The organism is Acidovorax sp. JHL-3 (assembly GCF_000526295.1).
Classification (GTDB): domain Bacteria; phylum Pseudomonadota; class Gammaproteobacteria; order Burkholderiales; family Burkholderiaceae_C; genus Acidovorax; species Acidovorax defluvii.
This window is the reverse complement of sequence record NZ_JAFU01000001.1, coordinates 77151-91660: the sequence shown is the minus strand read 5'-3', so window position 1 is coordinate 91660 and position 14510 is coordinate 77151. Positions and strand designations below refer to the sequence as shown.

Genomic DNA, 14510 nt, shown 5'->3' with positions numbered 1-14510 from the left:
GGGGGCTTCATGTATACCGCTTGGCGCGCAGGTTGTCCTTTATCTGCTGCAGCACCGGTTGCAGCGATGGTCCGATGCGCAGCGCCACGCACGTGGCCAGCACGTCAATCACCAGCAGGTGCAGCAGGCGCGACACCATGGGGCTGTAGCGGTCGTAGCCCTCGGGGTGGTCGGCGGCCAGGTGGATGGCGCAGGCGGTTGCCAGGGGTGAGCCGCTGGCGGTGATGGCAATGGTGGTGGCGCCGTTCTTGCGCGCGATGTCTGCCGCGTCCATCAGGTCGCGCGTGCGGCCCGAGTTGGAGATGATCACCGCGCAGTCGCCCGGGCCGAGCAGGGTGGCGCTCATTACCTGGATATGGCCGTCGCTGGTGGCGATGGATGTCACGCCCAGGCGAAAGAACTTGTGCTGCGCATCCTGCGCCACGAAGCCGGAATTGCCCGCGCCATAAAACTCGATGCGCTTTCCCGCTTTCCAGGTGCTGGTGATGGCCTCGGCAGCGCGTTCAATGGCCAGCGTGCTGGCCGCGTTGCGGTATTGCAAAAAGGCGGCCACCGCGTTGTCCACCACCTTGACCAGCACATCGCCGGTCTTGTCGTCGGCGTCCACGCTGCGGTGAATGAAGGGCACGCCTTCGCTCACGCTGCCGGCGAGCTTGAGCTTGAAATCGGCCAGGCCGTCGTAGCCCATGCTGCGGCAAAAGCGCACCACGGTGGGCTTGCTGACCTGCGCGCGCGCGGCCAGCTCGCGCACCGGAAGGCGGGCAAATGCGCGTGCGTCCTCCAGCACCAGACGGCCCACGCGCTGCTCGGCGGGGGCCAGGGAAGGCAGGGAGGCGGTGATGCGGTCCAGCATGTCAAATCCACGGAAAAGTCAGAAACGAGGGTGCGCCAATGTAACGCGGTTTCATGCCCGGGGCCGTCTCGGTAACGGGCCGTCTACACTTGGGGGTTGCCGTCGCCCTCGCAAAAATGCTTCCGGGCCTGCTTGTCCACTGTCCACCCCATGAGACTTTTGCCATGAATCAGCTTGACGCCCTCAAACAGTTCACCACCGTGGTCGCCGATACCGGCGACTTCAAGCAGCTGGCGCAATTCCAGCCCCAGGATGCGACCACCAACCCGTCGCTGATCCTCAAGGCCGTGCAAAAGCCCGAATACGCGCCTTTGCTGCAGTCTACCGTGGCCCAATGGAAAGATCGCCCCATGGATGAGGTGATCGACCGGCTGCTGGTGCGCTTTGGATGCGAGATCCTGGCCACCATTCCGGGGCGGGTGTCCACCGAAGTGGATGCGCGCCTGAGCTTTGACACCAGCGCCACCGTCACGCGGGCGGAGCGGATCATCGAGCTGTACCAGGCGCAGGGCATTCACATCGACCGGGTGCTCATCAAGGTGGCGGCCACCTGGGAAGGCATCAAGGCCGCAGAAAAACTGGAGCAGCGCGGCATTCACACCAACCTCACGCTGCTGTTCTCGTTTTGCCAGGCGGTTGCCTGCGGGCAGGCCAAGGTGCAATTGATTTCGCCGTTTGTCGGGCGCATCTACGACTGGTACAAAAAACAGGCCGGTGCCAGCTGGGACGAGGCCGCGCGCAGCGGCGCCAACGACCCGGGCGTGCAATCGGTCACCCAGATCTACAACCACTACAAGCATTTCGGCATTGCCACCGAGGTGATGGGCGCGAGCTTTCGCAACATTGGCCAGATCACCGCGCTGGCCGGCTGCGACCTGCTGACCATCGCCCCCGAGCTGCTGGCACAGCTCGCGGCCTCGGAGGTTCCCTTGCAACCGGCGCTCAATGCCGAGGCAGCCCGCACCATGCCGCTGCCTGCGGTCCAGTTCGACGAATCGGGTTTCCGCTTTGCGCTGAATGAAGACGCCATGGCCACCGAAAAGCTGGCCGAGGGCATTCGCAGCTTCGCGGCAGATGCCGTAAAGCTGGAAAAACTCATCCAGGCGGCCTGAGCGCGTAGGGCTGCGCTGGCGCGCACCCGGCACTCGCGCAGCCCTTGCCCTGGCTCGTTACACTTGCGCACCCTGCCTGGAGTTCAGGCAACAGGAATTGATTCATGCACTCAGTTATCATCAGCGGAACCGGCATTTACCAGCCCCCGTACACCATTACCAATGCCGAGCTGGTTGAAGCCTTCAACCGCTATGTGGACCAGGAAAACGCGCGCCTTGCCGACGAAATCGCCGCAGGCGTGCGCGAGCCGTTGACCTATTCCAGCGTCGAATTCATCGAAAAGGCCTCCGGCATCCAGCAGCGCTATGTGCTCGAAAAATCCGGCGTGCTGGACCCTTCCCGCATGTACCCGCGCTTTACCGAGCGGCCCGACGACCAGCTCTCGCTGATGGCCGAGATTGCCGTGGATGCCGCGCGCAAGGCGCTGGATGCCGCCGGCAAGACCGGCGACCAGATTGATGCCGTGCTGTGCTCGGCGGCCAACATGCAGCGCGCCTACCCGGCCATGGCCATCGAGATCCAGCAGGCGCTGGGGGCGAGCGGCTATGGGTTTGACATGAATGTGGCCTGCTCATCGGCCACCTTTGCCATCGAGCAGGCCGTCAACGCCGTGCGTACCGGCAGCGCCAAGTGCGTGCTGGTGGTCAACCCGGAGATCACCTCGGGCCACCACGAATGGCGCGACCGTGATTGCCATTTCATCTTTGGCGATGTCTGCACGGCGGTGATTGTCGAGCGGGCCGACTGCGCCACCTCGGCCGACCAGTGGGAAGTGCTGGGCACCAAGTTGGCCACCCAGTTCTCCAACAGCATCCGCAACAACTTCGGCTTTCTCAACCGCTGCGAGGACAGCGACCCGAACGCGCGCGACAAGACCTTCCGCCAGGAAGGCCGCAAAGTGTTCAAGGAAGTGGTGCCGCTGGCTGCCGCCCACATCGAGGCCCATCTGGCCGCGCTGGAGCAGGCACCGACGGCCGTGCGCCGCTATTGGCTGCACCAGGCCAATCATGGAATGAACCAGCTGGTCATCAAGAAGTTGGTGGGCGCGGATGCGGGTGCTGACGTGGCCCCCCTGATCCTGGACGAGTTCGCCAACACCGCATCGGCGGGCTCCATCATTGCGTTTCACAAGCACCGGGACGACCTGGCTGCCGGTGATCTGGGCGTGATCTGCTCCTTTGGCGCGGGCTATTCCATCGGTAGCGTGGTGGTTCGCAAGCGCTGACCCTTTCCCTTTGCCGCCATTGCGTCGCCGTGGCTGCGTGAGCCACCGGCGCGGGAAATCTCAGACTTCTTCGCTCCAGCAAAATCCGTCGCGCGCGATCATGGCGCTGGCGGCGCTGGGGCCCCAGCTGCCGGCTGCGTAGGGCCTGGGGGCGTGCGGGTCGGTGCGCCAGTGCTCCAGAATGGGCTCCACCCAGCGCCAGGCTTCTTCCTGCTCGTCACTGCGCACAAACAGGTTCAGCCGCCCTGCGATCACGTCCAGCAGCAGGCGCTCGTAGGCGCCCACGCGCTCGGTGCCAAAGCGCTGGTCAAAGTCGAGGTTCAGGTGCACCGGCGCCAGGGCGGGTTCGGTCTGGTGCTGCGCGGCGCCCTGGGCCAGCAGGTGCAATTCCAGCCCGTCCTTGGGCTGCAGGTGGATCACCAGGCGGTTGGCAGCGCCCGCAGGGGTCTTGAAAATCGGGTGGGGCACGGGCCGGAAGTTGACCACGATATGGGCGTTGCGGCTGGCCAGGCGTTTGCCGGTGCGGATGAAAAATGGCACGCCCGCCCAGCGCCAGTTGGAAATTTCGGTGCGCAGGGCCACAAAGGTCTCTGTGGTGCTGCCCGGGGCAACGCCGCTTTCCTGCAAATAACCCGCAACGGCCTGGCCCTGGCGCGTGCCGGCGGCATATTGCCCCCGCACCACATGCTGGCCGATGGTGTCGGGGCTCCAGGGCTTGAGCGATTGCAGCACCTTGAGTTTCTCGTCGCGAATGGCGTTGGCGCTGGCGTTGATGGGCGGTTCCATGCCAATGGCGCACAGCAATTGCAGGGCATGGTTTTGCACCATGTCGCGCAGGGCGCCCGTCTGGTCGTAGAAGGCGCCGCGGGTTTCCGCGCCCAGTTCTTCGGCGATGGTGATCTGGATGTTGGCAATGGTTTCGCGCCGCCACAGGGGCTCGAACAACGCATTGCCAAAGCGCATGGCAAAGAGGTTCTGCACCGACGGCTTGCCTAGGTAGTGGTCGATGCGAAACACTTGGTCTTCCCGCAGCACGTGCCGCAGTGCCTCGTTGATGGCGCGGTTCGATTGCAGGTCATGGCCCAGGGGTTTTTCGAGCACCACGCGGGTGGCGGGGCCGTTCAGTCCGACGGCCGCGATCTGCTCGCAGACGGTCGTGAAAAGACTGGGCGCCGTGGCGACATACATCACCAGCGAGTCGGCATTGCGGGCCTTGATCATGTCGGCCAGCCGCCCATAATCCTGCGGTTGCGACAGGTCCATGCGAAGGTGGTGCAGCAGTGCCGCGAAGCGCGAAAACTCCTGAGGTGTCGGGCGTTTGGCCAACTCGACATCGTCAAAGCGCATCTGGATTCGGCTGCGGTATTGATCGTCGGTAAGATCGTCCCGCGCCACGCTGATAATGCGGCCACCTTCGGGCAGCGTGCCGTGCCGAAAGGCCTGGAACAGCGCGGGCAGGAGTTTGCGCCAGGCGAGGTCGCCGGTGCCGCCAAACAGGACGAGGTCAAAACTCATGGGGGTCTCCGGCGATGGGGCGAGGCTGCATCAGGTTGCAAATTGTAATCTCGTTACATTGGTGCTTGGCGTTCGTCGTCTGGGCCTGATTTTCTTGGGGTTTGCAGTTTTTTGCCGTTTGAGATTTTTGTAATCTGATTACCTTTTTTGTTTGCGCACCATCGACATGTCCGAGTTTCTTCGTTGTGATCAGACGCCCCAGTGGCCCTTGTTGAAGGCCCATTTTTCAGCGCAGGGTGCGCGTCTTGATCTGCGCCAGGCTTTTGCCGAGGACACCGGGCGTTTTGAACATTTCAGCCAGGTGGCACCCCACCTGTTTGCCGATCTTTCCAAGAACCTCTGGGACCCGACCACCGAGGCGCTGCTGCTAGACATGGCGCGCTCGTGCGGGCTGGAACAGCACCGCGACGCCATGCTGCACGGCGAGCCCATCAACACCACCGAGGGCCGTGCGGTGTTGCACACCCTGCTGCGGCGTCCGCCAGGGCAGGTGCTGCCGGGTGATCTGCCCGGAGTGGCCGAGAGCCTGGTCGAGGTGCACTCCACGCTGGACGCCATGCTGGCTTTTGCCGACCGCATGCGCGCTGACGAGGGCATCACCGACGTGGTGAACATCGGCATCGGCGGCTCGGACCTGGGGCCGCACATGGCCGTGCTGGCGCTGGATGCCTACCGCGCGCCGGGCAAGCGGTTTCACTTCGTTTCCAACGCCGATGGTCACGAGCTGGCGGGCGTGCTGCGGCTGCTGCGGCCGCAAAGCACCTTGTTCCTGGTGGCCTCCAAAACCTTCACCACGGCAGAAACCATGACCAACGCACGTTCGTGCCTGGACTGGTTTGCCCAGCAGGGTGGCACGGATGTGGCGCGCCATTTTGTGGCGCTCACCACGCAGGTCGACGCGGCGAAAGCCCTGGGTATCACCACCACGTTTGGTTTTTGGGAGTGGGTGGGCGGGCGCTATTCCTTGTGGTCGTCCATTGGCCTGCCGCTGGCCATATCAATTGGCGCTGCTGGTTTTCGGGGGTTGCTGGCCGGCGGGCATGCCATGGACGAGCACTTTCGCACGGCGCCGCTGGAGGTGAACCTGCCCGTACGGTTGGGCGTGCTGGATGTCTGGTACCGCAATTTCCATGGCTTCACCAGCCGTTGTGTCGCGCCGTATCACGCCGGGCTGCGGCGCTGGGCGGCCTACTTGCAGCAGCTCGAAATGGAAAGCAACGGCAAGCGCGTGGCCACCAGTGGCGAGGCCCTGGTTTATGCCACCTCGCCGGTTGTCTGGGGCGAGCCGGGCACCAACGGGCAGCATGCTTTTTTCCAGATGCTGCACCAGGGCTCGGATGTGCTGCCGCTGGAAATCGTGGCCGTGCGCAAACCATCGCACGCTCTGGTGGGTCACCATGGGCAGGTGCTGGCCAACGCCCTGGCGCAAGCGCAAGCGCTGATGGTGGGCAAGGCCAGCGATGATGGGCAACGGCATTTTCCCGGCAACCGGCCCAGCACCTTTTTGTTGCTGGAGTCCCTCACACCCGAGTCGCTGGGGGCGCTCATTGCCTTGCAGGAGCATCGGGTGTTTGTCAGCGGCGCCCTGTGGGGCATCAACAGCTTCGACCAGTGGGGCGTGGAACTGGGCAAGGTGCTGGCGCGCGACTTGCTCCAGCGCCTGGCCAGCGGCGATGCCTCGGGGCTGGATGCCTCCACGGCAGGCTTGCTGAACCGCCTGCGGGGCTGAGACCGGCGTCCCCTCAGCAGGGTCGAAAAAAGTTCACCGGCAGACCCGGAGTGTCTACCCGCATGCGCAGCAGCGAGCCCGCCGGAATCGCCGCCTCGCATTCGCTGACGGGCCGCCCGGCACGCGCCGAGGTGACATAGAGCGTGCGCAGGTCATCGTCGCCAAAGCACACCATGGTGGGGCATTGCACGGGCGTGGGGATGCGCTGCAGCACATCGCCCGAAGGCGACAGCTGCACAATGCTGGCCCCTTCGTACATGGCCACCCAATAGTTGCCGTCTACGTCCACGCTGGCGCCATCGGGCCGGCCACCATAGGGCTCGCCGACCACCTTGGGGGCGAAGCGGGCCCAGGGTTGCCGATCACTGAGGCTCCCTGTGGCGGCGTTGAACGCAAAGCGGTCAATGCGGTGTTCGGGGGTGTTGGACCAATACATCCAGCGGTTGTCGGGGCTGAAGGCGAGGCCATTGGCCGTGAAGTTGTCGCCCGCCATGCGGTCGATGGCGCATCGGCCCATGGCGCAGTCCAGGCGCCATAAGGCGGCATCGGGTTGCGTGCGCGGGGTGATCATGGAGCCGGCCCAGAACCGCCCGGCGGTGTCGCATTTGCCATCGTTCAGGCGCAGCAGCCGGGTGTTGTGCGCATCGGCCGGCAGGGTGGCCAGGCAAGCCAATGCACCTGTGGAGGTGGTCAGGCTGTAAAAACCATCGCGTAACCCGATTACTATTTTTCCATCCTCCGACGGGGCGCAGCATCCGGGCTCGGACGGCGTCTTCCATTGCCAGGTGCGACCGGTGCCGGGTTCCCATGCATTCACCGAGAAGCCCGCAATATCGCACCAATACAGCCGCTTCTCCAGTGGATGCCAGAACGGTGACTCACCCAGCTCAGAGGGTGGCAACGGGAGTGCTTGCAAGGGCATTGCTTGATCCGGAGGTGTTATCAAATTACATTCTAGGTCGATATCCGGATGGAGCATCCCATGCATTCAGTTGTAGCGCGCGTGACGGCTCGCATCACCCAGCGCAGCGCAGGCACCCGCGCCGCCTATCTAGTCGGCGTGGATTCCATGATCCACCGCCAACCCTCCCAAGACCGCATGGGCTGCGCCAATCTGGCCCATGCCTTCGCCGCATTGCCGGGCGCCGACAAGTTCCGGGTCACGGTTGAAAAGGCCCCCAACATCGGCGTTGTGACGGCGTACAACGACATGTTGTCGGCCCATCAGCCCTACCAGAGCTATCCCGCCATCCTGCGCGACGAAGCGGCCCGCCACCAGGCCACGGTGCAGGTGGCTGGCGGCGTGCCCGCCATGTGCGACGGCGTCACGCAGGGCACGCCCGGCATGGAGCTGTCGCTGTTCTCGCGCGATGCCATTGCCATGGCCACTGCGGTAGCGCTGTCCCATGATGTTTTTGATGGCGCACTGCTGCTGGGTGTGTGCGACAAGATCGTGCCGGGCCTTTTGATTGGCGCGTTGCACTACGGACATTTGCCCTGCGTGTTTGTGCCTGCCGGGCCCATGGGTACCGGGCTGCCCAACAAGGACAAGGCCAAGGTGCGTGAGCAGTACGCCCAGGGCTTGGTGGGGCGCGAAGATTTGCTCCAGGCCGAAACGGCCTCGTACCACAGCCCCGGCACCTGCACGTTTTACGGCACGGCCAACAGCAACCAGATGCTGCTCGAAGCCATGGGCCTGCATGTGCCCGGCGCTGCGTTTGCGCCACCGGGCACCGAAGAGCGCGAAGCCTTCACGCGCCAGGCCCTGCGCACGGTGCTGGACATCGGCAAACGCGGCCAGCGGTTCACACCCATCGGGCGGCTGGTGGACGAGCGCTGCATCGTCAATGCCATGGTGGCGCTGCTGGCCACGGGCGGTTCCACCAACCACCTCATCCACTGGGTGGCCGTTGCGCGCAGTGCGGGCATTCTGATTGACTGGTCCGACTTTGATGAGCTGTCGTCTGCTGTGCCGCTGCTGGCCCGCGTGTACCCCAATGGCGATGCCGATGTGAACCAGTTCCAGGCGGCAGGCGGCCCTGCCTGGGTTCTGCGCGAGCTGTTGTCTGGCGGCCTCATGCACCCCGATGTGATGAGCGTGAACGCCGGTGGCATTGCCGCAGGCGGGCAGGGGGCCCCGGCGGTTTCGGGCGACGAAACCGTGCTGCGCCCCGTGACTCTGCCGTTCTCGCCCACCGGCGGGCTGCGCTTGCTGCAAGGGCGCCTGGGCCGTGCGGTGATCAAGGTCTCAGCCGTGCCCGAAGACCGCCACATCATCGAGGCGCCTGCGCGTGTGTTTGATTCGCAAGAGGCCTTGCTCGCCGCCTTCAGCGCAGGCGAGGTGCAGCAGGACATGGTGGCCGTGGTGCGCTTTCAGGGCCCGCAGGCCAATGGCATGCCCGAGCTGCACAAGCTCACCCCGCCGTTGGCCGTGCTGCAAAACCAGGGCTTCAAGGTGGCGCTGGTGACCGATGGGCGCATGAGTGGCGCGTCGGGCAAGGTGCCCGCTGCCATCCATGTCACGCCCGAGGCGCTGGCCGGTGGCCCGCTTGCCAGGGTGCGCGACGGTGACATCGTGCGTGTGGATGCGGTGGCCGGCACGCTGGATGTGCTGGTGGATGAAGCCGAGTGGGCTGCCCGCACGCCCGCGCCGTACAACGCCCCCGCTGCCACCGGCTTTGGCCGCGAGCTATTCGCCAACTTTCGCCGCCATGCAGGCGGTGCAGAACAAGGAGCCTGCACATGGATGTAAAGGCTGGCCCCCTGAGCCGCTTCGCGTCATCCCCCCGGGGGGACGCCACCACTGGCCTGGCAAAGCCAGTTCCACGGTGGCCCTGGCTTTGCATCGCGACCGTTTCAACCGCCGTGCGCGGCACCCAGTCCTCAGGAACACAACACTTATGAACCCGCTTGATATCGCCAGCCATGGCCCCGTCATCCCGGTGATCGTGATCGACCGCGTGGCCGACGCGCTGCCCCTGGCCGAGGCGCTGCTGGCCGGTGGTGTGAAAGTGCTGGAGGTGACCTTGCGCACGCCGGTGGCTCTGCCGGCCATCGAAGCCATTGCCCGCCAGTTGCCCGAGGCTGTGGTGGGCGTGGGCACGGTGCTCCATGCGGACGATGCTCGCCGTGCCAGCGAGGCGGGTGCCCGCTTTGCCGTGAGCCCGGGTTACACGTCCGAAGTGGGCCGAGCCTGCCAGGGCCTGAACCTGCCCCTGCTGCCCGGCGTGGCCACGGCCAGCGAGATCATGGCGGCGCTGGCCGACGGTTTCTCGTTCCTCAAGCTGTTTCCGGCCGAGACGGTGGGCGGCATCCCGCTGCTCAAGGCCTGGGCCAGCCCGTTTGGCCAGGTGAGCTTTTGCCCCACGGGGGGTATCACCCCGATCACCGCCCCCAACTACCTGGCGCTGCCCAACGTGCGCTGCGTGGGCGGTTCGTGGCTCACGCCCGCCGATGCGGTGCGTGCTGGCGACTGGGCGCGCATCACCCAGCTGGCACGGGCCGCGCAGGCCTTGGGGCGTGGTGGCGACTGAAATATTGATGGAAAGTGGCTCTAGCGCTTATTTAACAAGCGCTGGCAGCTATTAAAAATGGAGTAATTTTGGTGCGGTGTGGCTGCGGAGAATGCCGGGCTAAGGCTTCCAGCGCACCGTGACGCGCAGCCCACCCAGCCCCGGGCTGGTGTCGGTGCCGACCTGCAAATGGTGCAGGCGCGCAATGCGCTGGATGATGGACCAGCCCAGTCCGCTGCCGCTTTGGCCGGTGCCCAGCACGCGAAAAAACCGTTCTCCCAGGCGCGCTTGTTCTTCGGGTGTGAGGCCGGGGCCGCTGTCTTCCACGCTCAATTGCGCGTGGCCATCGCCTAGCTCGTTTATCTGCAGCTGCACCTCGGCACCCTCCGGGCTGTAGCGCAAGGCGTTGTCCAGCAGGTTGCGCAGCAGTACGCGCGCCAGGGGCTCGGGCAACGGGATGTGCACGCCGGGCGCCATGGGCTCGCGCAGCACGATGCGCTGCTGCCGGCGCTCTGCCGTGGCCTGCAGATCGGCGGCCACCTGGCGCGCCACGTCGGCCAGCGGCGCGCTGCTCCCGCTGTCGGGGGTGGCTTCGGCGTCGAGCCGGGCCAGTTGCAGCAGTTGTTCCACCAGCCGGGTGGCACGGTCGCAGCCTTGCACCGTGGCCTGCAGTGCCGTGGCGCGCTCTTGCGTATTGGTGGCGCCTTGCGCCACCTGGGCCTGCATGCGGATGCCGGCAATGGGGGTGCGCAACTCGTGCGCCGCGTCGGCGGTGAATTGCTGCTCTGTGGCCAGCAGCCGGGCCATGCGCTCGAACAGCTCGTTCAGCGCCGTGACCAGCGGCAGCACCTCGGGCGGCACACCTTCAGGGGATAACGGCGCCAGCGACTGCGGCTGGCGCGCGGCCACGGCGTGCCCCAGTCGGCCCAGCGGCTGCACCGACCCGCGCACTGCCCACCAGATGCCCAGCGCAAGCAGCGGCAGCGCCCACGCCATGGGCTTGAGGATGCTGGTCAGGCTGGCCTGCACGATCTCGCGGCGCACCGATTGCAGCTCGCCCACCACAATGCGTACATCGCTTTCTCGCCCCTGGGTGACGAACACGCGCCAGGCCTTGCCATCCACCTGGCTGTCCGCAAAGCCCCGCTTGCGCCGCTGCGTCAGGGGCTCCTGCGGCGCGCTGGCCGAGCGGGCCAGCAGCTGGTCTTCGTGCCACAGCTGGAACACCACGCGCGGCTGGTGTTTGTCGAGCTCGGGGGCTTCGTTCAGGCGGCTTTCGTCCAGCTCGTCGAGCGGTTGCAGGCGCAGCAATGCGGCGGTCTGCGCCAGATGCGCATCGAGCAGGTCGCTGACTTCTTCGTCGGTTTCGTGCCAGGCCAGCGCTGCGGCAATGCCCCAAGCCACTAGCACCAGCGTCAGCACCGTGGTCAGCAGCCGGGTCTGCAGCGAGCGTGGCGTGCGGGGGGCGGCAGCGCTGCTCATGCCGGCTCCCGTGCGATGCGGTAGCCCACGCCGCGCACGGTCTCGATCAGGGCCGCGCCCAGCTTGCGCCGCAGGTGGTAGATGTGCACCTCGACGGCGTTGCTGTTGATTTCGCTGCCCCACTGGTACAGGCGCTGCTCCAGCTGTTCGCGGCTGAGCACACGCCCGGCGTTCAGCAGCAGCGCGTGCAGCAGGTCGTATTCGCGGTTGGACAGCTCCACGGGTTGGCCATCCACCAGCACCTGGTGGGCGGCCGGGTCCAGCGCCACGTTGCCAGCGACCAGCCGGGTTTCGCTCTGGCCGTGCGCGCGCCGCACCAGGGCGCGCAGGCGGGCGGCCAGCTCATGCAGGTCGATGGGCTTGATGAGGTAGTCGTCAGCGCCCGCATCCAGCCCGGCAATGCGGGCGGGCACGGCGTCGCGGGCCGTCAGCACCAGCACGGGCGTGGTGTTGCGCCGTGCGCGCACCTGGCGCAGCACCTCCATGCCGTCCAGCCGTGGCAGGCCCAGGTCCAGCACGGCAGCCTGGTAGGCGCCGGTGGCCAGCTCGCGCTCGGCGGCCACGCCATCGCGCACCCAGTCCACCTGGAAACCGTTTTGCGCCAGGCCGGCGCGGATGCCCGAGCCCAGCAATTCGTCGTCTTCGGCCAGCAGGATGCGCATGGGGGCCTTCAGTCAATCGTCGTCATCGTCGTGATTCTCGCTCCAGCTGGCACCAGCCGGTTGCACCGGAGCGTTGTTCCACTGCCATGCCCAGAACCCCAGCACACAGGCCAGCACCAGGGCTGCCAAGGCGCGGTGGTTGTGTTTGGCCAGGTCGGGCCCAGGGCCTTGCACGCGGCCCGTCAGCATGGGCAGTGCCTGGTTCTTGCGGCGCAGCGCGCTCAAGAGGGCGATCAGGCCGATGTGCGCCAGCACCACGAACAGCAGGGTGTTGCCAAAAAACTCGTGCACTTCCTCCAGCCATTCGCCGCCCCATTCGTCCCACACCGCGTAGCCGCTGAGGGAGAGCGGCGCTACCAGCGCCAGGATCAGCGCCACGGCCAGTGCCATCAGCAGGTTTTGCCCCGGGCGCCAGGTGGCCTGAAGTGCTGTGGGCGAGCTCACGGCGGCCATGGATTTGAGCCACGCCGGCACCCCTTGCAGCTTGCGCCACAGCACCGACAGGCGGGTCTGGCGCGGCCCGAACAGGCCCCACAGCACGCGCGCCACCACCAGCCCGGCCAGCGTGTAGCCCAGCGTGACATGAACCAGCCGCCAGCGCTCGCCGTCGGCGGTGATGTAGGCCACCGTGAAGCTCAGCGCCATCAGCCAGTGCAGCATGCGCGTGGTGGCATCGACCACGCGGCGGGTGGCAGGCCGGGGCGTTTGCGCTTGCGCCGGGGACGGCGCGGAAGCTGAAGAGGGCGAGGCGGTAGAAAGGGTGTCAGAAGTCATGGCGGTTCTCACTTCGGAATGCGGACGCGGTCGTCGTCAAAGTCGCCCTGGTCGGCGCGGGTGTGGCAGGCCATGCAGTTGGCGCGGCTGCCCACGGCGGCGCGCTTCCACACCGCCGGCTCCACGTCGCGGTGCTTGCGCTCAAACCAGGCGGACTGGCTAATGCGGTCTTGGTGCGGCGCCTCGCGCACGCGCTTGTAGGTGCCGGCATGGGCTTCGAGCCAGGTGCCGATCTGGCGCACCATGGCCGCATCCAGCGAGGCGTCGGTGCCGTAATGCTGGTCCAGCCCGTTCATCATGCGGCTCCACGAACTGGCGGGCAGCATGCCGGGCGGGTAGGCCATGTGGCAGGCGGCGCACTCCTGCTTGTAGGCCGGCAGCATGGCGCTGGCGGGCATCTCGCGGCTGTCGGCCCAGGCGGCGGGCAGTGCGCAGGCCAGCGCCAGCAGCGTGGCAAAACGGCCAGTGGTGCGCAGGAGCGGTGCGGGGGGAATCATCAAGGCGTTGCGGTTCATGGCTTGTCCTTGGCGGGGGCGGGTGGGGGTGGGTTTTTGGCGTCGAACTGCAGCAGCCAGGCCAGTACATCGGCCTTTTCGACGGCGGTGCATTCGCGGCTCAACACATCGTTGCAGTTGCGGCGAAACCATTTGTCCACCTTGGCCTGGTCGGTAAAGCGCTCGGGGTTGAACGCCGGCGCCAGCGGGGTGATCGTCTTGCCCGTGCTGGCGTGGCGTGTGGGCGTGGTGGGCGGATTGCCGTGGCACGAGGCGCACGACCATTCGCCACCATGGCGGCTGGTGAAGAAGACGCGGCCGCGCTCGGCGTTGACCGACTTGCCGGAAACATCGCTCCAGCGCTGCATCTGCGAGGCGGCGGTGGTGTCGCCGGCGTGGGCCGGTACCAGGGCAAAGGTCAGCGCGAGCAGCGCAACCATGCGTGCGAGAGAGATGGGGTGTTGTTTTTGCATGCCGCCATGGTGCAGGGCGGGCATGAAGAATGGCTTAAGGAGCGCCAAGGCCGCCGCAGGTCATTTCGTCAAAATAATGGTCAAAATTGCCTCTGGTGCTTATGTATAAAGCGCTAATAGCTATTAAAATAATAGCAAATGGGGGTGCGGGTCGACGCCGCTGCAGCGATCCGACGGACGTGGCCACGCACACGCACTTGTCGCACTGCCCGCCTATCATGCTTCGGGGCACTCGCCCGCAATTCGTCAGCATTCAACCAAGACAGAGGGAATTCACCATGGATTTTGTTCAGGCAATCAGGTCGTGTCTGGGGCAGTACGCCACGTTCACGGGGCGTGCATCACGCTCCGAGTTTTGGTGGTTTTTTCTGTTCCAGGTGCTGGTCATGGCGGCCACCGGCATGCTGGGCGATGTGATCAACGGCATCGCATCGCTGGCGTTGCTGTTGCCGGCACTGGCCGTGGGCGCCCGCCGCCTGCACGACATCGGCCGCACGGGCTGGTGGCAACTGCTGCTGCTCACCGGTATCGGTTTTCTGGTGCTGCTGTACTGGTGGGTGCAGCCCAGCGACGCGTCGGCCAACGCCTAAACGCAGCCCCTCGCCGCGTGGCATGAAAAAAGCCCGCAGGCCAAAAGACCTGCGGGCTTTTCGTGGGGCTGCGCAGCCAGCGCGGCTG

General features: G+C 65.9%; 14 protein-coding genes. 6 read left to right on the top strand and 8 right to left on the bottom strand.

What is annotated here, in order from left to right:
• Positions 1-7: 7 nt before the first annotated feature.
• Positions 8-853, bottom strand: a complete 846-nt coding sequence (locus tag K226_RS0100410; protein ID WP_024812899.1) for a MurR/RpiR family transcriptional regulator — start codon at positions 851-853, stop codon at positions 8-10.
• Positions 854-1017: 164 nt separating this feature from the next.
• On the opposite strand from K226_RS0100410, the gene tal reads away from it, so the two are divergent.
• Together tal and K226_RS0100400 are read left to right on the top strand one after the other, a co-directional pair.
• Positions 1018-1965, top strand: a complete 948-nt coding sequence (tal, locus tag K226_RS0100405) for a transaldolase (protein ID WP_024812898.1) — start codon at positions 1018-1020, stop codon at positions 1963-1965.
• A gap of 104 nt (positions 1966-2069) precedes the next feature.
• Positions 2070-3191: a beta-ketoacyl-ACP synthase III gene (locus K226_RS0100400; protein ID WP_024812897.1), complete on the top strand. Its 1122-nt coding sequence runs from the start codon at positions 2070-2072 to the stop codon at positions 3189-3191.
• 60 nt (positions 3192-3251) lie between these two features.
• On the opposite strand, the gene zwf is transcribed toward K226_RS0100400, so the two are convergent.
• Entirely contained in the window at positions 3252-4706 is a 1455-nt protein-coding gene (zwf, locus tag K226_RS0100395; RefSeq protein ID WP_024812896.1) for a glucose-6-phosphate dehydrogenase, read from the bottom strand.
• A gap of 166 nt (positions 4707-4872) precedes the next feature.
• Between zwf and pgi the strand changes: the two genes are divergently transcribed.
• Entirely contained in the window at positions 4873-6435 is a 1563-nt protein-coding gene (pgi, locus tag K226_RS0100390) for a glucose-6-phosphate isomerase (protein ID WP_024812895.1), read from the top strand.
• Between the two features lie 13 nt (positions 6436-6448).
• Here the strand turns inward: pgi and K226_RS0100385 are convergent, their stop codons facing one another.
• Positions 6449-7357, bottom strand: coding sequence for an SMP-30/gluconolactonase/LRE family protein (locus K226_RS0100385; RefSeq protein ID WP_024812894.1), 909 nt, complete (start codon positions 7355-7357; stop codon positions 6449-6451).
• Positions 7358-7417: 60 nt separating this feature from the next.
• On the opposite strand from K226_RS0100385, the gene edd reads away from it, so the two are divergent.
• Together edd and eda are read left to right on the top strand one after the other, a co-directional pair.
• Entirely contained in the window at positions 7418-9187 is a 1770-nt protein-coding gene (gene edd / locus K226_RS0100380; RefSeq protein WP_024812893.1) for a phosphogluconate dehydratase, read from the top strand.
• Positions 9188-9335: 148 nt separating this feature from the next.
• Positions 9336-9968: a bifunctional 4-hydroxy-2-oxoglutarate aldolase/2-dehydro-3-deoxy-phosphogluconate aldolase gene (gene eda, locus K226_RS0100375; RefSeq protein WP_024812892.1), complete on the top strand. Its 633-nt coding sequence runs from the start codon at positions 9336-9338 to the stop codon at positions 9966-9968.
• Between the two features lie 99 nt (positions 9969-10067).
• Here eda and K226_RS0100370 read toward each other — a convergent pair whose 3' ends face one another.
• From K226_RS0100370 to K226_RS0100350, 5 genes are read right to left on the bottom strand one after another with little or no spacing between them, the layout of a single operon-like run.
• Entirely contained in the window at positions 10068-11429 is a 1362-nt protein-coding gene (locus K226_RS0100370; RefSeq protein WP_024812891.1) for an ATP-binding protein, read from the bottom strand.
• On the bottom strand, positions 11426-12091 hold the full coding sequence (locus tag K226_RS0100365) for a response regulator (protein WP_024812890.1): 666 nt from the start codon (positions 12089-12091) through the stop codon (positions 11426-11428). The genes K226_RS0100370 and K226_RS0100365 overlap by 4 nt, the downstream gene beginning before the upstream one ends.
• 12 nt (positions 12092-12103) lie before the next feature.
• Positions 12104-12865 (bottom strand): cytochrome b/b6 domain-containing protein, encoded by a 762-nt coding sequence (locus K226_RS0100360; RefSeq protein WP_024812889.1) that lies wholly within the window; start codon positions 12863-12865, stop codon positions 12104-12106.
• A gap of 8 nt (positions 12866-12873) precedes the next feature.
• On the bottom strand, positions 12874-13380 hold the full coding sequence (locus K226_RS0100355) for a diheme cytochrome c (protein ID WP_035240772.1): 507 nt from the start codon (positions 13378-13380) through the stop codon (positions 12874-12876).
• Positions 13377-13832 carry a DUF1924 domain-containing protein gene (locus tag K226_RS0100350; protein ID WP_024812887.1) on the bottom strand — a complete coding sequence of 152 codons (456 nt, stop codon included), beginning with the start codon at positions 13830-13832 and terminating at the stop codon, positions 13377-13379. Before K226_RS0100350 ends, K226_RS0100355 begins: the two co-directional genes overlap by 4 nt.
• Positions 13833-14110: 278 nt before the next feature.
• Between K226_RS0100350 and K226_RS0100345 the strand changes: the two genes are divergently transcribed.
• Complete coding sequence (locus tag K226_RS0100345; protein ID WP_024812886.1) at positions 14111-14422, top strand: DUF805 domain-containing protein; 312 nt, start codon at positions 14111-14113, stop codon at positions 14420-14422.
• Positions 14423-14510: the final 88 nt, after the last annotated feature.